This window comes from Serratia sp. 14-2641, from assembly GCF_001692375.1.
Taxonomy (GTDB): domain Bacteria; phylum Pseudomonadota; class Gammaproteobacteria; order Enterobacterales; family Enterobacteriaceae; genus Chania; species Chania fonticola_C.
Map to the genome: position 1 here is coordinate 85,774 of NZ_LXKR01000002.1, position 21,585 is coordinate 107,358.

The window sequence follows — 21,585 nt, forward strand, 5'->3', positions numbered from 1 at the left end:
CAGAACAAACTGAATTAATGCAGGAAGGGTTGATCTTTAGGACAAAGGGGCGAAGAGTTTCGCCCCGATGAGATGCGGTTAAGCTAACGTTTCGCCATTGCTGGCGATCACGCGGCGATACCAGTCGAAGCTCTGTTTCTTCGAGCGGGCAAAGCTGCCGCTGCCGTCGTCGTGCTTATCCACGTAGATAAAACCGTAGCGCTTACTGTATTGCCCGGTGGTGAAGGACACGCAGTCGATACAGCCCCAGGGGGTAAAGCCCATCAGCTCAACGCCGTCGTCGATCACCGCTTTTTTCATCTGCTCGATGTGCGAGCGGAGATAGGCGATGCGGTAATCGTCGTGGATCTGGCCATCGGCCTCGGGCTTATCCAGCGCACCGAAGCCGTTCTCGACGATAAACAGCGGCTTCTGGTAGCGTTCATAGAGGATGTTGAGCGTATAGCGCAGCCCCACCGGATCGATCTGCCAGCCCCAGTCGGACGCTTTCACATAAGGGTTCGGCACGCTGCCTTCAAAACCGGCCAGCGCCGTGCCCGTGCCGATGGAGTCCGCCTGCACCGCGTTACTCATGTAGTAGCTCAGGCCGATATAGTCTGCACAACCTTCACGCAGGATCTGCTCATCTTCCGGCTGCATCTGGATGTGGTAACCCTTGCGCTCCCATTCGTGCAGAATGTAGGACGGGTAATAGCCGCGCATATGCACATCGCCAAACAGGAAGCGTTCACGCATCGCCTCTTGCGCATACATCACATCATCCGGATTACAGGAGAACGGATATAGCGGTACCATGGCGATCATGCAGCCAATCTGCAATGCCGGGTTGATGGCATGCCCCAGTTTGACCACCTGTGCGCTGGCGACAAACTGATGGTGCAGCACCTGGTACATGCACTCTTCCGGGTTCGGTTCCTGGGTGAAAATCACCCCTGAACAGCAGTAGCCGAACAGCGGGGTCTTCCAGTTGCGCTGGTTGTTGATCTCGTTGAAGGTCATCCAGTACTTCACTTTGTGCTGGTAACGGGAGATGACCACTTCGCTAAAGCGCACAAAGAAATCGACCACCTTGCGATTCTTCCAGCCGCCATACTCTTTCACCAGATGCCATGGCATCTCGAAATGGGAAAGGGTGATCACCGGCTCAATGCCGTATTTCAGCAACTCGTCAAACAGGTTGTCGTAGAACTGTAATCCTTCCTCGTTCGGCTCCAGCTCATCCCCCAGCGGGAAGATGCGCGACCAGGCAATAGAGGTGCGGAAGCACTTGAAGCCCATTTCGGCAAACAGCGCGATATCGCCTTTATAACGGTGATAGAAGTCCACCGCGTCGTGGTTGGCGTAGAGGTAACCAGGTTCAATGCCGTCGGTGATCACGCGATCGACGCCGTGGGCACCACTGGACAGTACATCGACGATGCTTGGGCCTTTACCGCCCTGATCCCAGCCGCCTTCAACCTGGTGCGCCGCTACCGCGCCGCCCCACAGGAAATCATCCGGTAACTGTTTTTTCATAACGTTGGTTCTCTTGGTAGATGAATTTAGGCCATTTCAGGCTTGTTGAGCGGTGCCGTTGGCGCAGGCTGTTCCTCTTTGAAGCCGACGATATAGGTTAGTACGGCACCAAGCACAAACGCCACGCAGATGGACAGCAGGAAGCCAAGGAACTGCGGCATATGGCCTTCTTTAAAGAACACCGGCAGCACGGCAATCCCCGGCAGGCAATAACTCCATGACACCGCGTTGAAGGCTCCGGCAATGGAACCCCCGACCGCGCCGGCGACACAGCCGCAAATCATGGGGCGTTTCAGACGCAACGCTACGCCGTAGATGGCGGGTTCCGTGATGCCAAACAGCGCGGTCATGCCTGCAGACAGCGAAACGCGCTTCATCTCCGGGTCTTTGGATTTCAAATAGACGCCCAGCACGGCACCCGCCATGGCAAACACCGGCGAGGCCTGCAGGCCGGTAAAGGTGTCATAGCCCAGCGTGGCATAGTTTCCCACGGTGACCGGCGTGATCCCCCAGTGTACGCCCAGCGTTACCAACGGCATCCACAGTGCGCCTACCACCGCTCCGGCAATGGAAGGGCTGAGGTGATACAGCGTGTTATAGACGCCGCCGATGGCCCCGCCAATCATGTTACCGATCGGGCCAAAGGCCAGCAGCGTCAGCGGCACCATGATCGCGATACAGAACATCGGCGTGAACAGGTTGCGGATCACCAGCGGCAGGATGCGTTCAAAGAAACGCTGTACATAAGACATGATCCAGACCATCAGGATGATCGGGATCACCGAGGCGGTGTAGCTGAGATACTGCACCGGCATGCCCAGGAAGGTGAGGGGATCGGCGTTAATCGGGATACCGGCCACCTCGGCCAGCACCCTGGCAATCTGTGGGTTATTGACGGCTTCCTGCATCAAGGCCTGCATGGCCGGATCGGCAGAGTTCACCAACAGAATTTTATTGGCGGTGAGCATGTTCATATAGTCTGGAGAGACCAGCGCACAGGCCGCGATCACTGCGGTAAACGGATTGACGTTGAATTTTTTCGCGGCGGTGAAGGCCACCATCACCGGCAGGAAGGTGAAGCCGGTCCAGGAAACGAAGTTCAGAATACGATAGGTGCCACTGGCCGGATCCATCCAGCCTAAGGCAGCAAACAGCGAGATGAGCCCCTGCAATACCCCGCAGGCTGCCAGCGGATACAGGAAGGGGGCGAAGATGCTGGAGATAATGTCCATCAGGCGACTGACGATGCCGACGTTCGGCGCGCTGACCGCCACGTTCTCATCCATATTGACCAGCTTGAGCACCTCCCGATAGGCATCGCCGACGTGGTTGCCGATCACCACCTGCAATTGGCCACTGGATTCGATAACGGTAATAACGCCTTTGACGCGTTTCAGCGTGTCTTTATCGGCCTGACTACTGTCTTTTAAAATAAATCGCAAACGTGTGGCACAATGTGTGACATTAATCACATTATTATCGCCGCCAATCAGGCGTACGATCTCTTTTGCCGAGTCAGCATAATTAATTGCCATCAACGTAACTCCATCTGTGGTGTACAGAAATATCGGGCTTTATTGTTGCTCTAAGGTGATTTCTAAATGGATAGTAACAAACAGCAAGGGAATGTCACGATATAACAAAATGGCGAAATAGTGATTTGTCACATGCAAAAAACAGGGTGTTATTTAGCGTGATTTAGCTAATAAAATTAATGGCCAAGACTTTTTGCCAGCTTTTTCCCTATCGCTTCCAATATATACATCACAGGTACTTGGGTAGTGATATCATATTCGCTGGCAATGCGGATTTGCGGCATGTGGTAAGAGAGATTAAAGTCCGCCATGCGCGCCAGTGAAGAGGTTTCACTATTGGTAATGCTGACGATCTTACAGTTATGCAGGCTAAATTGGCTGGCCAGTTTAAGAATTTCCGGCGTTTCTCCAGAAACCGATAAAATAATGGCTACCGCATTTTTATACATATCGCTGCTGATGGGATAATAAGGGTCATCGATATAATTACTGAATTTACCAACGTTAGAGAAAAAGCGAGCGCCGTACTTACCTAACGTGCCGGATGTTCCTGCTCCGACAAAGATGATCCGTTCCGCATTGGCAATGTGTGCTGCCGCATCGGTAATTAACTGCTCAAACTCTTCATTGTTAATACTTTTGAAGAAGCTGACAATTTCACTGACGCCGGAGGTTAGCAGCAGCTTGTCTTCCTGTTCCAGATAGAGTTTAAAGCGAATGCGGAATTCCGAATAGCCGCTGAAATTCATTTTCTTACAAAAGCGTAATACCGTGGTGGTGGAGACCTTGGCACCCTCCGCCAGCTCGCGAATGGTCATATACATAACCTTGTCCTTATTTTTGATGACGTAGTTGTACACCATCAATTCAAGACCGTTGAGCTTGGATAAGGCGATATGGGTAAACATGCTGGATCTCGTTGACAAGGTTGGCTGCCAAAGTACCAGAAGCGGGCAGGGATGACAAAGCCCGCCCGCGGCTTCTTCAGGGATGGCGCAGTTCCGCGGTGGCCCAGTTCATGATCAGCGTATGGGCCTGGGTCTCCTGATTGAACTGGCGTTGTACTTCACTGAACCCAAGCTTGCGGTAAAAGGCGCAGGCCCGCAGATTCTGCTCGTATACCTCCAGGCTCAGCCAGCCGTGCTGTTGCTGTACTTGCTCCATCAGCGCGGCTCCGACGCCTTGGCCGTGGAAGCGCTCATCGACAAACAGCGCGCCCACAAAGCGTTCATCCAGCACGCTGATAAAACCGGCGATCTGCTGGTGATGCAGATAAACCCAAGTTTTGGCGCGCGGCAGATAGCTTTCACGCACCAACTGGGCGGTTTGCTGCCAATAATCGGCCGCGATAAACGGATGGGCCTGGGTGGTGCTTGCCAGCCACAGCGTCATCAGCGGCTCGATATCGGCCGGAACGGCGGTACGGATCATGCCTGGCGCTGCTTTGGGTGGCAGAAGCACCCGGTAAGATGATCGTTCACCAGGCCGCTGGCCTGCATAAAGGCATAGCAGGTGGTTGAGCCGATAAACTTAAAGCCGCGCTTTTTCAGCGCCTTGGACAGGGCATCGGACTGTTCGGTTTTGGCGGGGACTTCGCCAAGCGCCTGCCAGTGATTGAGCAGCGGCTTGCCGGTGACGAACTGCCAGATAAAGGTGACGAAATCTTCTCCGGCGGCCTCCATCGCCAGATAGGCCTTGGCATTATTGATAATGGCCTCGATCTTGCCGCGGTGGCGGATAATGCCGCTGTCTTGCATCAGCGTTGCCACGTCTTGTTCGGTCATGGCTGCAATGCGCTGCGGATCAAAATTGTGGAAGGCACGGCGGTAGTTTTCACGCTTTTTCAGCACGGTGATCCAGGAAAGACCCGCCTGCTGGCCTTCCAGGCACAGCATTTCGAACAGCTCGCGTGCGTCGGTGGTGGGTACGCCCCATTCCTGGTCATGATACTCAAGATATAGCGGATCGGCGGTAACCCAACCGCAACGTTCGTTGGCCATACGAGGATTCCTTATGCTGTAATTATTTACAGGTAATCATCGCCGTAAGCCGCCCGCTTGGCAACCCTTTGCACGATTTATCGTCAGTTAACTTGACGTTATGTGAATCCCCGCAATATTTACTACACGGCTATGGCGATAACTGCCAACGATAAGAACAGGATTTCCTCTATCTATGACTAGGAGTCTATTTATGCCTCTGAAAAGACAGGGCAAGCACACTCCAACGGTGCTTGCCGTGGCGTTAGCTTTTTGCCTCAGTGCTACGGCACAGGCTTACGATCAACTTTACGTGTTTGGTGACAGCCTGAGTGATACCGGCAATAACGGCCGCTTCACTTATGACAGTAACCAACATCAGCTATATGACGAAATACTGGGCCAGCGTATCGGTGCTGCGCTGGTGGCGTCCGATAACGGTGGCTACAACTATGCTGCCGGTGGTGGTGTGGCCGTACCGGCGATAAACCCGGCGGACAACACCGAGGATCAGCTACAAAGCTACCTTGCGCGGGTTAACGGCAGGGCCGACGGCGACGGTCTGTATATTCACTGGGTTGGTGGCAACGATCTGGCCGCCGCGGCGATGAATGTGCCGACCGCACCGGAGGTGGCTTTCACTAGCGCCTTGGCTGCGGCGACGCAGGTGCACGCTTTACTGAACGCCGGTGCCGGGACGGTAATAGTGCCAACGGTACCGAATATCGGCTCAACCCCGCAACTGATGGAACTGATTATCCAGCAGGCGCTGGGGCCAGTGCAGGGTGCGGCTATACTGGCGGCGTATGGCAAGCTTAATACTCTCGCTACGCCGGATAACGCTTCGCGCCAGCAGGCGATCCATCAGGCTTTAGGTGCCGCTGCACAGCAGGCCAGCAGCAATCCTCTGGTGCAGCAGGCCATTGCTGCCCAATTGAGCGCGGCTTTTGACAGTTTCAGCGCCCAGGCGGCCCAGCTTACCGATTTTTATAACCAGAGCGAAGATCGCCTGCTGGCTCAGGGCGGCGGTAATATCGTGCGCGTTGATGTCAACAAACTGTTCAGCGAGGCGATCGCCAACCCGGGCCAGTTTGGTTTTACCAACACTGCCGGTATGGCCTGCCCAGCGGGAGTTTCTTCGGCGGTATGCAGTTCGTCCATGCCAGGTTTTAACAGCGAGCAGGCTTATCTGTTTGCCGACCATTTCCACCCCAGCCCGCAGGCTCATCAACTGATCGCCGATTATATTCAGGCGGTATTGGATGGCCCGGCGCAGGCGGTGGCTCTCAACCAGGCAACCGCCGCTTTCGCGCGTGATAGCCGTGCTACCTTGGACAGCCGTCTTCAGCAGTTACGCACCAGCAGCAATCCTCAGGGGTCGTTGGGCGTGTTCGGCGGCTATGCCGGGCAACGTTACGATTATTCTGCCAATACAGTTGCCGGGGATGGCGACGCCACCACGCATAACCTAACGCTGGGCGTGGATTACCAACTGACGGATGAGTGGCTGATAGGTGCGCTAATCTCGGGTTCCAACGACAATCAGCAACCTTCCAGCCGTTACGATTATAAGGCGCGCGGAGTGCTGCTTTCGGCCTTCAGCTCCGTGACGCTATTTGAGCAAGGTTGGGTTAATGCCGATTTGCACTATGCCAGCGTGAATTACGACGACATTAACCGCAGTATGCAGTTGGGTTCGCTAACCCGAACAGAAACCGGCGATACCGATGGTAAGCAGTGGGGCGCACGCGTTACGGCGGGGTATGACTTCCCGATCGCTTCGTATCTCACCACCGGGCCGATGGCCCAGTTTGCCTGGGATTACAGCAACGTCTCCGGTTATAGCGAGAATGGCGACGACAGTACGGCCATGCGTTTCAACGATCAGACCTATCATTCGCAGATCGGCGCTGTAGGATGGCGATTGGATAGCCAGCTCGGGATAGTTAATCCGTATGCGGAGGTGAGCTATCAGCACCAGTTTGGTGATGGCGTTTACCGGGCAGGCGGTGGATTGAAATCGACCCAGACCTCATTCACCCGCGACAGCGCCAGCCAGGATAAAAACTGGATGGATATCACCTTGGGGGCAAATATGCCGTTGAGCGATCGGGTGGCGGCGTTTGCGACAGTTTCGCAAACCAGCGGCTTGAGCAGCGGTGAGCAATTTATGTACAACGTGGGAGTCAGCGCGCGTTTTTGAAGAATGGCTTTAAACTTGATTGCCCGGTGCCAGACGGTTTGGTGCCGGGAAGAATAGGAAGGAGCTGTGCTTACCATTATTATGGGACAGTGCCTGATCTCAGGGGCTGTCAGCTCTGTTTGCCATCGCCTTGCCCAAGCCCTTCACCGAAAAAGTACAGTGTCTGACTGTACTTTAGTATAACTATCATTTGCTCCTAAAAGACTTTATCGTTACGCCATAAGAACAAAAGATTTAAATAAAAAAAACTGATCCCGTTTAAAGGATCAGGAGCCAATTCGGCCAACACCAGGGAAATTTTGTTGTCATTATTATAAATAACAGGTTGTCTGTCAATTGTTCTCTCGCTCGCTAATCAACGAGTGGGAGGCTTTTGCGTGCCTTAAATATATAAAAAACGTATCAATTTCAGCCCCTATCATTAGTTTTTTAGCTTTAACCCGGTATCGACAATCAGAAAGTCAGTTATTATCAGATATGACGTAGTGTTTTTTGCTGAATGTTAACATTTTTGGCAAAAAAACACCCAATTTAAAACACTTCAGCAACTAAACGTTTATCACGCAAACTGTCGCAAACTCGTTATTAACGCAGCGAAAAAATCAGGTTTTGATGTCTTGGGGTGAGTGTGGTTAAAAAAGCACAGTGATTTCATTAAATATATCAAGCATTAAAATCTTCACAGTGTTATTGCTTAAAAGCTCACGGATTTTTTTTACTTACTATTAGTTTTCTGTTTTTTTTATGATAAAATATTACTTCTATGCTGTGCTCTGAAATTTGTAACGGGAATTTCAATAAGGAGACTTTGCGTGCCGAGTTTATTCTTTAATAATGAATTTATTAACTCAGTCATAAAGAGCTATTTGGAAGTGAACTTACAAGAGTATAACAGCATAAAGTACGCTTATGCGATCATGAGCAAAATAAATCCTGCGGACTTCGCCATTATTTCCAACAAAACAGAATGGTTTGAGTTTTATACCGCAAATAACTACCAGTTCATCGATCCGGTATTGATTGCCACATCCCGCCGAGTGACCCCTTTCTTCTGGGATGAAAGTATTACGATCAGCTCCGGGGCAAAATACCCCAATATTTTTGATATGGCCAAGAACTATAATGTCATCAATGGCTATACGTTTGTGTTGCACGATCACAACAATAATCTGGTGGTGCTGTCTCTTATTATGGATGATTCCTGTGACGAAAATATAGAAGAGATTCTCAAAGAGAACCAACATAAACTGCAAATGCTGTTGATCACCGTGCATGATAAATTAATCGCACTTTATCACGAACTGAATAACACCAGCGATTATGACCAAATCAACCAAAAAGAGCTGCTCTCCAAGCGCGAGAATGAGGTGATTTACTGGGCAAGCATGGGAAAATCCTATCAGGAAATTGCGCTGATTTTGGGGATCAAGCTCACCACAGTAAAATATCATATCGGCAACGTGGTCAAAAAATTAGGCGTTACCAATGCCAAACATGCCATCAGGCTTGGCGTTGAACTGAAGCTCATCAGGCCGGTGTTTTCCGATCGGGAATGAGAGTGATCAAGAGCTCAACGTTGCCTTCCGGCTTGAACGTGTCGATGATCATTGTCGGGTGGTGTTGCGGTATTACACACCGTTGCTTAAGCCAACCCTAAATTGGGGCCTATCGCCTGGCTCAACCCCGTTCAGGCAACAGCTATCAACCCGATCCCTTCCTAACTGGCCGCGAAGCGCGCTTTTTTCACGAAGATTGACACTTGCTGCGGGATTCTGGCTGTATATCTTACGGTCAACGGGTATACTGACCCATTCTGTTAAATCCACTTGTATCGCGTGCGAAATCAACATGCAAAAGTTTGATACCAAGACCTTTCAGGGTCTGATCCTGACACTACAGGACTATTGGGCGCGCCAGGGCTGCACCATCGTGCAACCGCTGGACATGGAAGTTGGCGCGGGGACATCCCACCCGATGACCTGCCTGCGTGCACTGGGCCCGGAGCCAATGGCCACCGCCTATGTGCAACCTTCACGCCGCCCAACCGACGGCCGTTACGGGGAAAACCCGAACCGCCTGCAGCATTACTACCAATTCCAGGTGGTGATTAAGCCATCGCCAGAAAACATTCAGGAACTCTACCTGGGTTCCTTGAAGGAACTGGGTCTGGATCCGACCATCCACGATATCCGCTTTGTGGAAGACAACTGGGAAAACCCGACGCTCGGCGCCTGGGGTCTGGGTTGGGAAGTGTGGTTAAACGGCATGGAAGTCACGCAGTTTACCTATTTCCAGCAGGTTGGCGGTATGGAGTGCAAACCGGTCACCGGCGAGATCACCTACGGTCTGGAACGCCTGGCGATGTACATCCAGGGCGTGGACAGCGTCTACGATCTGGTGTGGAGCAACGGCCCGTTGGGCGTTACCACCTACGGCGACGTGTTCCATCAGAACGAAGTGGAGCAGTCCACCTATAACTTCGAATACGCCGATGTCGATTTCCTGTTCTCCTGCTTCGAGCAGTATGAGAAGGAAGCGCAAACGCTGCTGGCATTGGAGAAACCGCTGCCACTGCCGGCTTATGAACGTATCCTCAAGGCTGCTCATACCTTCAACCTGTTGGATGCACGCAAGGCGATCTCGGTTACCGAGCGTCAGCGCTATATTCTGCGTATTCGCACGCTGACCAAAGCCGTTGCCGAGGCCTACTACGCTTCCCGCGAAGCGCTGGGCTTCCCAATGTGTAACAAGAAGTAGAGGCAGCTATGACACAACAGACTTTCCTGGTGGAAATCGGCACGGAAGAGCTGCCGCCGAAGGCTCTTCGCTCACTGGCAGAAGCCTTTGCTGCCAACTTTACCGCTGAACTGGACAACGCTGGCCTGGAACATGGCGAAGTGAAGTGGTTTGCCGCTCCGCGCCGCCTGGCGTTGAAAGTGACGGATCTGAGTGCTGCGCAGGCCGATCGTGAAGTTGAAAAACGCGGTCCAGCCATTGCCCAGGCGTTCGATGCCGAAGGCAAACCGAGCAAAGCGGCCGAAGGTTGGGCGCGTGGCTGCGGTATTACCGTCGATCAGGCCGAGCGCCTGGTGACCGATAAAGGCGAATGGCTGCTGTATCGCGCCCATGTGCCAGGCCAATCTGCCCAGCAACTGCTGGCCGGTATGGTGAGCACCGCGCTGTCCAAGCTGCCAATCCCGAAACTGATGCGCTGGGGCGATAAAGAAACCCAGTTCGTCCGCCCTGTGCATACCGTGACCATGCTGCTGGGTGCAGAACTGATCCCTGGCACCGTGCTGGGGATCGACTCAGCCCGCACCATTCGCGGCCACCGCTTTATGGGTGAAGCCGAATTCACCATCGATAACGCCGATCAATACCCGCAGATCCTGTTGGAGCGCGGCAAAGTGGTGGCGGAATATCAAACCCGTAAAGCGTTGATCAAGCGCGATGCCGAGCTGGCAGCACAACAGATTGGCGGTAAAGCCGATCTGAGCGAGAGCCTGCTGGAAGAGGTTACCTCGTTGGTCGAATGGCCAGTGGTGCTGACCGCCAAGTTCGAAGAGAAATTCCTGGCGGTGCCTGCGGAAGCGCTGGTGTACACCATGAAGGGCGATCAGAAGTATTTCCCGGTGTATGACGCCGCGGGCAAACTGCTGCCAAACTTTATCTTCGTCGCCAATATCGAGTCGAAAGATCCGCAGCAAATCATCTCCGGTAACGAGAAGGTGGTGCGCCCGCGTCTGGCAGATGCCGAATTCTTCTTCAACACCGACCGCAAGCAACGCCTGGAAGACAATCTGCCGCGTCTGGAAACCGTGCTGTTCCAACAGCAACTGGGCACCCTGCGCGCCAAGACCGACCGTATCCAGGCCATGGCAGGCTGGATCGCCGGCCAGATCGGGGCTGACGTCAACCACGCTACGCGTGCCGGGCTGCTGTCTAAGTGCGATCTGATGACCAACATGGTGTTCGAATTCACCGACACCCAAGGCGTCATGGGCATGCACTATGCGCGCCACGACGGTGAAGCCGAAGACGTGGCAGTGGCGTTGAACGAACAGTACCAGCCACGCTTTGCCGGTGATGAACTGCCGCAATCGTTGGTGGCCTGCTCGTTGGCGATTGCCGACAAGATGGACACCCTGGCCGGGATCTTCGGCATCGGGCAACATCCAAAAGGTGATAAAGACCCGTTCGCACTGCGCCGTGCTGCGCTGGGCGTGCTGCGTATTATCGTTGAGAAAAACCTGCCGCTGGATCTGCAAACCCTGACCGAAGAAGCTGTCCGCCTGTATGGTGACAAGCTGACCAACGCCAAGGTGGTGGACGAGGTTGTCGACTTTATGCTGGGCCGTTTCCGCGCCTGGTATCAGGAAGAAGGCCATGCGGTGGATACCATCCAGGCCGTATTGGCACGTCGTCCAACCAAGCCAGCCGACTTCGATGCGCGGGTAAAAGCGGTGACGCATTTCCGTACGCTGGAAGCAGCAGCGGCATTGGCTGCGGCCAACAAGCGCGTTTCCAATATCCTGGCCAAATCCAACGATACGCTGCTGGACCAGGTCCACGCTTCGGTATTGAAAGAACCGGCCGAGCTGAAGTTGGCAACCCACTTGGTGGTGCTGCGCGATAAGCTGCAACCGTTCTTCGCCGAAGGCCGCTACCAGGAAGCGCTGGTAGAACTGGCCGCACTGCGTGAAACCGTGGATGCGTTCTTCGACAGCGTGATGGTGATGGCAGAAGATGAAGCGGTGCGCGTGAACCGCCTGACGTTGCTGAGCAAGCTTCGTGAGCTGTTCCTGCAGGTCGCGGATATCTCCGTGCTGCAATAATGGTGTAAAGCCCAAGAAAAAGCGCCTGCGGGCGCTTTTTCATCTCTGATGGCGGCAGCGAAACGATAGGTTATTCTGAGTACCTCGCATAATCACATTTCGTATCGCTGGCAGTTGATCTATTCTTTAGACGCACGGAGGGCGGCAGACGGCATGGAATCTGATAAAAGACACGTTTATAACAGGAGTTATGTCACATGGCTGTAGGGATCCAGAGCAGAAGTTTCGCGCGTTGGCTGGCACCGGTGTTGGCATTGTTGGTGGTTATGCAACTGACCGCCTGCGGCGATAAAGAGCCGGAGCAACGCAAGGCATTCGTTGATTACTTACAGAATACGGTCATGCGCAGTGGCGTACATATCCCGACGTTGAGCGAAGATCAGAAACAGAAATTCGGTGCTTATACCGGCGATTATGCCATTCTGGTGGGTTTTTCCCAGCAGTTGACGAAGTCGGTGGACGCCAGCCTGACCCCGGCGCTGGAGCAGGTTAATCAGATCCGTACCGCGCAGGACTATATGAGCAAGCGCGATAGTCTGCAACAGTCGATCGGCGCGTTAAACCTGCTAGGCCAGCAGATCCAGACTGCCAAGGCACAGGCGGATACCGCTCGTGCGGCGCTGAAACAGCCGGACGATCTGAAAGCGGTATACAACCAGGCGTATGACAAGATTGTTACCGCACCGGCCAATGCGCTGATGCCAGCGATCCCAACCACCGCCGGTTTTGTCCAGGACCTGGTACAGGTAGGTGATTTCCTGCAGGCTCAGGGCAATCAGGTCAGCTTCAACAACGGCGGCGTGCAGTTCCGCACCCAGCAGCAGGCGACGCAGTACAACACCATGATGTCCAATCTGGTGGCCAAACAGCAGGACTTGCTGAACGCACAGAAAACCGTGCAGGCGGTAATGCAGTAACCTTCGTTCTAAACAATGTATGTGGGCCAGCGTTTGGTACCACATACATTATTCCGCTTTTTACCAACTCCTTGCCCCTCCCTCCCCCACGTATTTTCTGTACTACACTTCACTTATTCATCACATCTCTTAATGTAGTTTTCTTTCATCCACGCCATGGTTATTTCCCGACGGTGTCGATGCCCACAGGGAAGATGTCATTTCAGGCCACGGCACGGTGGTCGGATGTAAAATAAATTGTGATGTTTGTCACATTTCAAAAACAAACAGCAAGGATGTAAGTGTGATTAATGTCACGTTTTTGTCGCATTTTGCCGGTATATCTTCGCGTTGTATTTTTTTTACACCGGATAAGTGTGATGAATATCACTAAATACACCGGGGTATGGGGGCAATGTTAGTGATGGTGATCACAAAAATTCAGTGAAGTTCGCGTAGTAAAAAGAGCGTGGTAGAGTCCGTTTCGCAAACAGCATCAACAGGGCTAGAACGTTACAACAATTATCGCGCGCTCTTATTGTCAGCGCGTAACAATAGGGGTGTGTTTATGTTTTCACCAGACATCAAGGTTAAAGTGCAAAACTTTGGCCGTTTCCTGAGTAACATGGTGATGCCCAACATTGGCGCATTCATCGCCTGGGGTATCATCACTGCGCTATTCATTCCTACCGGCTGGCTGCCAAACGAGACGTTAGCCAAGCTGGTTGGGCCAATGATCACCTACCTGCTGCCACTGCTGATCGGTTATACCGGCGGTAAACTGGTGGGCGGCGAGCGTGGCGGTGTGGTCGGTGCCATCACCACCATGGGCGTGATCGTCGGTGCAGACATGCCGATGTTCCTCGGTGCCATGATTGTTGGGCCGCTGGGTGGTTGGGCGATCAAGCATTTTGACCGTTGGGTCGACGGTAAGATCAAGAGCGGCTTCGAGATGTTGGTCAACAACTTCTCCGCTGGCATCATCGGTATGCTGTTGGCAATCCTGGCCTTTATGGGTATCGGGCCATTGGTTGAAGCGCTGTCCAAAGTGTTGGCGGCTGGCGTGCATATCATGGTGGTCAACAACCTGCTGCCATTGACCTCGATCTTCGTTGAACCGGCGAAAATCCTGTTCCTGAACAACGCCATCAACCACGGTATCTTCTCACCGCTGGGCATCCAGCAGGCGACGGAAACCGGTAAATCAATCTTCTTCCTGATCGAAGCCAACCCAGGCCCAGGTTTGGGCGTGCTGATGGCCTACATGTTCTTCGGCCGTGGTAGTGCCAAGCAGTCTGCTGGCGGTGCGGCGATCATCCACTTCCTGGGTGGTATCCACGAAATCTACTTCCCATACGTGCTGATGAATCCACGCCTGATCCTGGCGGTTATTCTGGGCGGTATGACCGGCGTATTCACCCTGACCCTGCTGAACGGCGGCCTGGTATCTCCTGCTTCCCCTGGCTCTATCCTGGCGGTGCTGGCGATGACGCCAAAAGGCGCCTACTTCGCCAACCTGGCGGCGGTATTTGCGGCGTTCCTGGTCTCCTTTGTGGTCTCATCTTTCCTGTTGAAAACCTCGAAAGTGAAAGAGGAAGACGATCTGGAAGAGGCGACCCGCCGTATCCAGGACATGAAAGCCCAGTCTAAAGGTGGTGCCGCGGTAAACGCAGCGGTAGACGGCGATCTGAGCACCGTGCGTAAAATCATCGTAGCTTGCGATGCGGGTATGGGCTCCAGCGCCATGGGTGCCGGCGTGCTGCGCAAGAAAGTGGCGGACGCGGGGCTGAAGAATATCTCCGTAACCAATAGCGCGATCAACAGCCTGCCGGAAGATGTGGATCTGGTGATCACTCACCGCGATCTGACCGAGCGTGCGATGCGCCATGCGCCGCAGGCCCAGCACATCTCGCTGACCAACTTCCTGGACAGCCATCTGTACAGTGATTTGACCGCCCGTCTGGTGGCCGCTAACAAGACCAGCGAAACCGAGCAGAAGGTTATCTCCACCCTGGATGACAGCTTTGACGCCAGCGAACAGAACCTGTTCAAACTGGGTGAAAGCAACGTGTTCCTCGGCTTGCAGGCCATTGATAAAGAGCAGGCCATTCGCTTTGCCGGTGAGCAACTGGTGAAGGGCGGCTATGTCGAGCCAGAATATGTTCCGGCTATGTTGGAACGTGAAAAGCTGACCTCTACCTATCTGGGCGAATCCATTGCCGTGCCGCATGGCACCATTGAAGCCAAAGACCGCGTGCTGCGCACCGGCGTAGTGTTCTGCCAGTATCCGCAGGGCGTACGTTTCGGTGACGAAGAGGATGAAGTTGCACGCCTGGTTATCGGTATCGCGGCGCGTAACAACGAGCATATCCAGGTGATCACCAGCCTGACCAATGCGTTGGATGATGAAACCGTCATCGAGCGGCTGGCGAATACCACCAGCGTCCAGGAAGTGTTGGATTTGCTGGGCGGTAAGAAGGCCTGATAACAGAATTATTTTAAAGGGTGCAGCTTGCTGCACCTTTCTACATTTAAGAAAGGGTGGAATATGAAAGCATTACACTTCGGAGCCGGTAATATTGGCCGTGGCTTTATTGGCAAACTGCTTGCCGACGCGCACGCCGAACTGACTTTTGCTGACGTTAACCAGACGGTGCTGGACGCGTTGAACCAACGCAAAAGCTACCAGGTACATGTGGTGGGCGAGCAGGCGCGCGTTGAAGAGGTGAATAACGTCAGTGCCGTTAACAGCGGTAGCGAAGAGGCGGTGGCCCTGATTGCCCAGGCCGATATCGTCACGACCGCCGTTGGTCCGCAGATCCTCGCCAGAATTGCCGGGACTATCGCCAAAGGCCTGACCCTGCGCCATCAGCAAGGCAATACTCAGCCGCTGAATATCATCGCCTGTGAAAACATGGTGCGTGGCACCAGCCAGCTCAAGCAGCACGTGTTCGACGCACTGCCACAGGATGAACAGGCCTGGGTTGAGCAGCATATCGGCTTTGTCGATTCTGCCGTAGACCGTATCGTGCCGCCTGCAGAGGCGGGCAGCAACGATCCGCTGGAAGTGACGGTAGAAACCTTCAGCGAGTGGATCGTCGATCAGACCCAATTCAAAGGCCAACCGCCAGCCATCGCCGGCATGGAACTGACCGACAACCTGATGGCGTTTGTTGAGCGTAAGCTGTTTACCCTCAATACCGGCCATGCGATCACCGCCTACCTGGGCCAGCGCGCCAAGCTGTTGACCATTCGTGATGCGATCCTCGATCCGGTCATCCGCCAGGTGGTCAAAGGGGCGATGCAAGAGAGCGGTGCGGTGCTGATCAAGCGCTACGGTTTTGACGCCGACAAGCATGCCGCCTATATCAACAAAATCCTGTCCCGCTTCGAAAACCCGTATCTGCACGATGACGTAGAGCGTGTAGGCCGTCAGCCGCTGCGCAAACTGAGCGCGGGCGATCGCCTGATCAAGCCGTTATTGGGCACGTTGGAATACGGCTTGCCGCACGCCAATCTGATCAAGGGAATTGCCGCCGCCATGAGCTACCGCAGCGAGCAGGACCCACAGGCACAAGAACTGGTAGACTTGCTGACAAAACTGGGTCCAAAAGCCGCGCTGGCGCAAATTTCCGGTTTACCGGCCGACAGCAAGGTTGTGGAAGAGGCGGTTGCTGTGTATAACGCCTTGCAGTAAACGCAGTGATATCAAACCAGTGTAAGCAAACTCATTCCCTTTCCCCACGGATAAGGGGGAGGGTGAGGGGGCAAGGCGTCTTTGCCCCCCATTCGGGCTCACTCCCTGCGGTTAACGGGGAGCGCCCGAGTGACCACACCACCCACGCGATTCGAAAAGCGAAGATGATCGAGACACAGGCATTCGAAAACAAGGTTCTGGAAAAGCTGAACGCTGGCAAGACGGTGCGCAGTTTTCTGATTGCAGCGGTCGAGCTGTTGGCAGAAGCGCTTAACGTCCTGGTGGTGCAGGTTTTCCGTAAAGATGACTATGCGGTGAAATATGCCGTCGAACCTCTGTTGTCCGGTGCCGGGCCGCTTGGTGAACTTTCGGTTCGTCTGAAGCTGATGTACGGGCTGGGGGTGATTTCCCGCCACGAATACGAAGATGCCGAACTGCTGATGGCGATGCGTGAAGAGCTGAACCACGACGGTTCGGAATATCGCTTTATTGATGATGAGATACTCGGCCCCTTCGGTGAGCTCCACTGCGTCAGCGCTTTGCCGCCGGTTCCCACTTTTCTACAGCCCGGCGAGGCGGATGAATCGTTGATCGCCATGCAACACCAGCGTTACCAGCAGATGGTACGCTCCACCATGGTGCTGTCGATTACCGAGCTGCTGGCGGAAATCGGCGCCAAACAGCCCTCTCGGCTCTCCCCGCTCGGTGCTCAAAAGCCTTAAGCCATCAGCGTCCGCCACTCGTCAAACAGCAGCCATAACGCGGTTGCTGCCATTAAGCCCGCCATCACGCCGTTAAATAACCGCAGTTTCCAGGTCACACGCAGAGCGTGGCGTAGCCGATCGCCCATCAACGCCCAAATCAAGATGCAGGGGATATTCACCGCGGTGAAGCCTGCAATGGTTAAAAGCGTTTGATGTAGCGACGCTCCCTCATGAGGCGTGAACAGGATTGCCACGTTGATAGCCATCAGCCAGGCTTTCGGGTTGACCGCCTGGAACAAGGCTCCGCCAATAAAGTGCATTGGTCGCGCCTGCTGTTTTGCATCCGGTGAGGCCGCCTTATACAGTTTCCACGATAGCCACAGCAGGTACGCACAGCCCATTACCGCCAGCGGAAAGCGGATGGTATCGGCCCAGTTAAGGATCAGCGCCAGCAATAGCGTGGTGAGGGCTAACTGTGTTGCACAGCCCAGGCTGATACCAAACACCATCGGCAGGGTACGCCGCAGGCCGAAATTGACGCCGGACGAGGCGAGCAGCAGGTTATTGGGGCCAGGAGTAATCGACATCACGGTCACGTAACTGATAAAAGCAGAGTCCAGCATAAGGTTTTTCCATACATGATTGGGGGTGATCATCAGCATAAGGGCTATGGGGTGATGGTGACAGAACCAGAAATAAGCTATTGTCATGGTTACAGTTACGCTGATTTCTAACTGTACCCATTGCCTGGAGAGAAATTGTGACCCTGCTCGACGAGATCCCGGAAACCCGCTACCTGCAACTGGCGGAGACGTTGTCGGCCGCTATCCACCGTGGCACTTTACCGCCCGGTAGCCGCCTGCCTTCGGTGCGCCGCTGCGCACAGAGCCACAGCGTCAGCATCAATACCGTGGTGGCAGCCTATCGCCAGTTGGAAGACCGGGGGCTGATCGAGGCACGGCCACAGTCTGGCTTTTACGTGCGGGCGACCTTGCCTGCGTTGAAAACGGCGTCGGCACCCAGCAACCGGGTAGAGCAACCGGCGGATGATGTGCTGGCCCTGATCGATACGGTTTTCGCCGCCCAGCAGAACCCGGCCTTCACCAATTTGTCGCTCGCCTGCCCGCAAACCGTGGATTTTTATCCCGGTGGCAAGCTGGGGCGGATGTTGTCATCGCAGTTACGCCGCCAGCCTAATCTGATTGGCCAATACGCTTTGCCGCCGGGCAGCCTGCGGTTGCGCCAACAGATCGCCCGGCGCTCGATGACGTTGGGCATGTTGCTGGAGCCGAGTGACATCACGCTGACGCACGGTTGCATGGAAGCCTTGCAGCTGGCGCTCAGGGTGACCACCAAGCCGGGCGACTGCGTGGGGTTGGAGTCGCCTACCTATTTTTACCTGTTGCCGCTGCTCGCCAGCCTGGGATTGAAAGCGCTGGAAATCCCCACCGACCCGCAGCATGGCCTGTCGCTGGATGCGTTGGAGTTGCTGTTGCAGGAGAAACGGCTGAATGCGGTCATCGCCATGCCGACGATACAGAATCCGCTGGGTTGCACCATGCCGCTGGCGTCGAAAAAACGGCTGGCACGCTTGATGAACGATCATCAAGTGCCGCTGATCGAAGATGGGTTGTATGCCGAGCTGCAATTTGGCAGCGCGCTCAGCCCGGCGGTGAAGGCGTTCGATAGCGACGGCTGGGTGCTGTTTTGCTCTAGCTTCACTAAAACGCTGGCACCGGATTTCCGCATTGGCTGGGTGGTCGGCGGGCGGTTCAGTGATGCGCTGCGCAAGCTGAAGGCGGTGTCTTCGATGTCGGAGTCGCACTTGTTGTCAGAGACGCTGGCCATGTTCCTGGAGGCGGGGGGATACGATCATCATCTGCGCAATTTGCGCAAACGCTATGCGGCGCAGGTGGAAGAGGCCAGGGCGCTGATTGCCCGCCATTTCCCGTGCGGGACAAGAGCTACCCAGCCTGCCGGTGGGTTTGTGTTCTGGGTGGAGTTCCCACCAGGGGTGGACACGGTGGCGCTGTTCCATCAGTTGCTGGATGAGCAGATCTGCCTGACGCCCGGTACGCTATATTCTCCAAGCGGGCGTTATCATAATGGGCTGCGCCTCTCTTGCTGCTATCCATTTAACGCCCGTTATACCCAGGCGCTGGCGCGGGTGGGGGCAAAAGCCTGTGAGATGAGCGGCCTGCCTGCGGGAATTGCGCAAGGTGAGGAGTAACCTGCCGTGCATTTTGCTACACTAGCGAAATATTTTTTACGCCATAGAACAAAACAGGCCAGAGACGATGAAAGAGAAAGAAAAAGCCGAGATTAAGCGCCTGAGCGATTTGCTGGACGCACTGAACCACAAAGACACCGTGGTGATCCAGCAGGGTAACACCGACCTGATTGCGCAACATCTCAAAGAAAAAGAGAAGTTGAAGACCGAGATTGAGCGCCTGAAAAACGTGCGCGTGGAAAAACTGAGTGCGGAAGCGCAGAAGTTGAGCCAACTGCCGTTCAGCCGTGAGATCACCAAGAAAGAGCAGGCGGATATGGGCACGCTGAAGAAAAGCGCCCGTGGCCTGATCGTGGTGCACCCAATGACCGCACTTGGCCGCGAGATGGGCCTGAAAGTGGTTACCGGCTACGCCAAAAAAGCGTTCTGATAACCAGCCCCGGAGAACATCGTCTTAGCCTGACGATGTTCTCCGGGTTGCTTTATCCGGCTTTAGTCGTAAAGAACGCGCAGGTCTGGTAAGGCACCGTGAGCGTTTCCTTCCCCCGCAGCTCCTCTTCCTCTGCCACCAGTTGGCGGATTTGTTCGATCACCTGTTCCTGCTGTTGTTGCGGCAACGCGGCGATAAAGCTGGTGGATCGCACACGGTTATAAATCACATCCTCCGGCGCTCCGCTATGCCCCAGCATAAACACCTGTTCCTGCAGCTGGACAAAACCCGGGTAAGGAAACAGCCTGCGCCATTCACCGGTATAAAAACGCGGCGCATCTCCTTCGTGGCGATCGACTATCTGATTGAGTTTGCGTACCCAGCCAACCCGCGCATCGCGCATATTCCACACCAGGCCAAGTTTGCCGCCGGGTTTCAGCACGCGCTGAATTTCCGCCAGCGCCTGACGTGTGGCAAACCAGTGAAAGGACTGCGCGCACACCACGGCATCCACAGACTCATCCGGCAGCGGGAGTGATTCGGCGGTACCTGCCAGCGTTTTCACCTGAGGGAATGCCGCCGCCAGCTTTTCCAGCATCTGCGCCACCGGTTCAACGGCGATGACGTTGGCACCGGTCTCCAGTAGACGCGGAGTGAACTTGCCGGTGCCTGCACCCAGATCTATGACGGTCTTACCGGGCTGTAGCTCGAGTACCTCACGCAGCCAAACGGCGATTTCCGCCGGATAATCCGGGCGGCCTAAAACGTAGCGATCCGCATTGGCCTGATAGCCAGCCGCAGCCGCGTGATGAATGGAATGAGGTGATGTAGCCATAACGCAGCTCCCTAATCCAGATCGATAGATGTCTTCTGCCTGGTGCCGATTAACGGCCAAGCAGACGGCGGTTGAGGTCTTCGATTTTGCCGCTGGTGATGCGCGTCAGCATGGTTTTGCTCCAGCTGGCCGACAGCCCCGCAACCGACAGTAGACGACGGTATTGCTCTTCATCGAACGGCATGTGCCAGGCAATGCTGATGGCTTCTGCGACGGAAACATCACTATTGCGGGTTACCAGCTCAAGCGGCTGATCACCACTGACCATCCCAGTTGATACCACGCGATACAGCCAGCCGCAGCGGCCGGTTTGCTGCATCAGCACCGAAATATCGTTAATAGCGAAATGGTAATTGAGTTTGAAACACGGAGAGCGCGGTTGGGTCACCTGGATCAGCGCTTCGCCCCAGCGGAAAATATCCCCCATAAACACGTTATGCTCGGTCAGGCCGAGGGTCGAAATATTCTCACCAAAGGCTGGCGCGCAGAACTGTTCTGCCTGAGCGGGGAACTGTTCACGCCAGTGGTCGTAATGCTCGCGCGGGTAGTGGCAAAGGGCGCGGTCAGGCCCGCCGTGGTAGCTTTTTTCTGCCTGCTCATCGCCTGCCAGACCCAAGGGGGTAAGCTTCAGCGTACCCTCCACCAGGCGTTTGGCGATAGCGCTGGGGCGGCCACCTTCATAGGGTTGAATCGAACCGAGATAGACGTCTGGGTGGTGCATTCAAG

18 protein-coding genes are annotated in these 21,585 nt (G+C 54.6%); 10 read left to right on the plus strand and 8 right to left on the minus strand.

Annotated features, from left to right (window positions below; all coding sequences use genetic code 11):
- Window positions 1–78: 78 nt before the first annotated feature.
- From A6U95_RS03125 to A6U95_RS03145, 5 genes are all read right to left on the minus strand, one after another.
- The gene (locus A6U95_RS03125) at window positions 79–1,515 is read right to left on the minus strand and encodes a 6-phospho-beta-glucosidase (RefSeq protein ID WP_065683431.1); all 1,437 of its coding nucleotides are present in this window, start codon (window positions 1,513–1,515) and stop codon (window positions 79–81) included.
- 26 nt (window positions 1,516–1,541) lie between these two features.
- Complete coding sequence (locus tag A6U95_RS03130; RefSeq protein WP_024527337.1) at window positions 1,542–3,050, minus strand: PTS transporter subunit EIIC; 1,509 nt, start codon at window positions 3,048–3,050, stop codon at window positions 1,542–1,544.
- Between the two features lie 176 nt (window positions 3,051–3,226).
- Window positions 3,227–3,958, minus strand: a complete 732-nt coding sequence (locus A6U95_RS03135; RefSeq protein WP_065683432.1) for a MurR/RpiR family transcriptional regulator — start codon at window positions 3,956–3,958, stop codon at window positions 3,227–3,229.
- 76 nt (window positions 3,959–4,034) lie between these two features.
- Entirely contained in the window at window positions 4,035–4,481 is a 447-nt protein-coding gene (locus tag A6U95_RS03140) for an N-acetyltransferase (protein ID WP_024527336.1), read from the minus strand.
- Window positions 4,478–5,050, minus strand: a complete 573-nt coding sequence (locus tag A6U95_RS03145) for a DNA-3-methyladenine glycosylase I (RefSeq protein WP_065683433.1) — start codon at window positions 5,048–5,050, stop codon at window positions 4,478–4,480. Before A6U95_RS03145 ends, A6U95_RS03140 begins: the two co-directional genes overlap by 4 nt.
- Window positions 5,051–5,243: 193 nt before the next feature.
- Here A6U95_RS03145 and A6U95_RS03150 point away from each other — a divergent pair, with 193 nt between their 5' ends.
- The 8 genes from A6U95_RS03150 to A6U95_RS03185 all read left to right on the plus strand — a co-directional run bounded on the left by A6U95_RS03150 (window position 5,244) and on the right by A6U95_RS03185 (window position 17,382).
- The gene (locus tag A6U95_RS03150; RefSeq protein WP_065683434.1) at window positions 5,244–7,232 is read left to right on the plus strand and encodes an autotransporter domain-containing protein; all 1,989 of its coding nucleotides are present in this window, start codon (window positions 5,244–5,246) and stop codon (window positions 7,230–7,232) included.
- A gap of 812 nt (window positions 7,233–8,044) precedes the next feature.
- Window positions 8,045–8,788 (plus strand): LuxR family transcriptional regulator, encoded by a 744-nt coding sequence (locus A6U95_RS03155; protein WP_065683435.1) that lies wholly within the window; start codon window positions 8,045–8,047, stop codon window positions 8,786–8,788.
- A 292-nt stretch (window positions 8,789–9,080) separates the two neighbouring features.
- Window positions 9,081–9,989: a glycine--tRNA ligase subunit alpha gene (gene glyQ / locus A6U95_RS03160; protein WP_024483285.1), complete on the plus strand. Its 909-nt coding sequence runs from the start codon at window positions 9,081–9,083 to the stop codon at window positions 9,987–9,989.
- 8 nt (window positions 9,990–9,997) lie between these two features.
- Window positions 9,998–12,067 carry a glycine--tRNA ligase subunit beta gene (glyS, locus tag A6U95_RS03165; RefSeq protein WP_065683436.1) on the plus strand — a complete coding sequence of 690 codons (2,070 nt, stop codon included), beginning with the start codon at window positions 9,998–10,000 and terminating at the stop codon, window positions 12,065–12,067.
- A 197-nt stretch (window positions 12,068–12,264) separates the two neighbouring features.
- Window positions 12,265–12,984 (plus strand): DUF3053 domain-containing protein, encoded by a 720-nt coding sequence (locus A6U95_RS03170; RefSeq protein ID WP_065683437.1) that lies wholly within the window; start codon window positions 12,265–12,267, stop codon window positions 12,982–12,984.
- A gap of 547 nt (window positions 12,985–13,531) precedes the next feature.
- Entirely contained in the window at window positions 13,532–15,448 is a 1,917-nt protein-coding gene (locus A6U95_RS03175) for a PTS mannitol transporter subunit IICBA (RefSeq protein WP_065683438.1), read from the plus strand.
- A 63-nt stretch (window positions 15,449–15,511) separates the two neighbouring features.
- Window positions 15,512–16,660, plus strand: coding sequence for a mannitol-1-phosphate 5-dehydrogenase (locus A6U95_RS03180; RefSeq protein WP_065683439.1), 1,149 nt, complete (start codon window positions 15,512–15,514; stop codon window positions 16,658–16,660).
- A 164-nt stretch (window positions 16,661–16,824) separates the two neighbouring features.
- Window positions 16,825–17,382 (plus strand): MltR family transcriptional regulator, encoded by a 558-nt coding sequence (locus A6U95_RS03185; protein ID WP_024483278.1) that lies wholly within the window; start codon window positions 16,825–16,827, stop codon window positions 17,380–17,382.
- Here A6U95_RS03185 and A6U95_RS03190 read toward each other — a convergent pair.
- Window positions 17,379–17,987 carry a LysE family translocator gene (locus A6U95_RS03190; RefSeq protein WP_024483277.1) on the minus strand — a complete coding sequence of 203 codons (609 nt, stop codon included), beginning with the start codon at window positions 17,985–17,987 and terminating at the stop codon, window positions 17,379–17,381. The genes A6U95_RS03185 and A6U95_RS03190 overlap by 4 nt on opposite strands.
- Before the next feature lie 137 nt (window positions 17,988–18,124).
- On the opposite strand from A6U95_RS03190, the gene A6U95_RS03195 reads away from it, so the two are divergent.
- Window positions 18,125–19,594 (plus strand): PLP-dependent aminotransferase family protein, encoded by a 1,470-nt coding sequence (locus A6U95_RS03195; RefSeq protein ID WP_065683440.1) that lies wholly within the window; start codon window positions 18,125–18,127, stop codon window positions 19,592–19,594.
- Between the two features lie 67 nt (window positions 19,595–19,661).
- The gene (locus tag A6U95_RS03200) at window positions 19,662–20,024 is read left to right on the plus strand and encodes a YibL family ribosome-associated protein (RefSeq protein ID WP_024483275.1); all 363 of its coding nucleotides are present in this window, start codon (window positions 19,662–19,664) and stop codon (window positions 20,022–20,024) included.
- 52 nt (window positions 20,025–20,076) lie between these two features.
- Here A6U95_RS03200 and A6U95_RS03205 read toward each other — a convergent pair whose 3' ends face one another.
- Together A6U95_RS03205 and yiiM are read right to left on the minus strand one after the other, a co-directional pair.
- On the minus strand, window positions 20,077–20,859 hold the full coding sequence (locus tag A6U95_RS03205) for a class I SAM-dependent methyltransferase (protein WP_065683441.1): 783 nt from the start codon (window positions 20,857–20,859) through the stop codon (window positions 20,077–20,079).
- 49 nt (window positions 20,860–20,908) lie between these two features.
- Window positions 20,909–21,580 carry a 6-hydroxyaminopurine reductase gene (gene yiiM, locus A6U95_RS03210; RefSeq protein ID WP_065683442.1) on the minus strand — a complete coding sequence of 224 codons (672 nt, stop codon included), beginning with the start codon at window positions 21,578–21,580 and terminating at the stop codon, window positions 20,909–20,911.
- Window positions 21,581–21,585 lie beyond the last annotated feature (5 nt).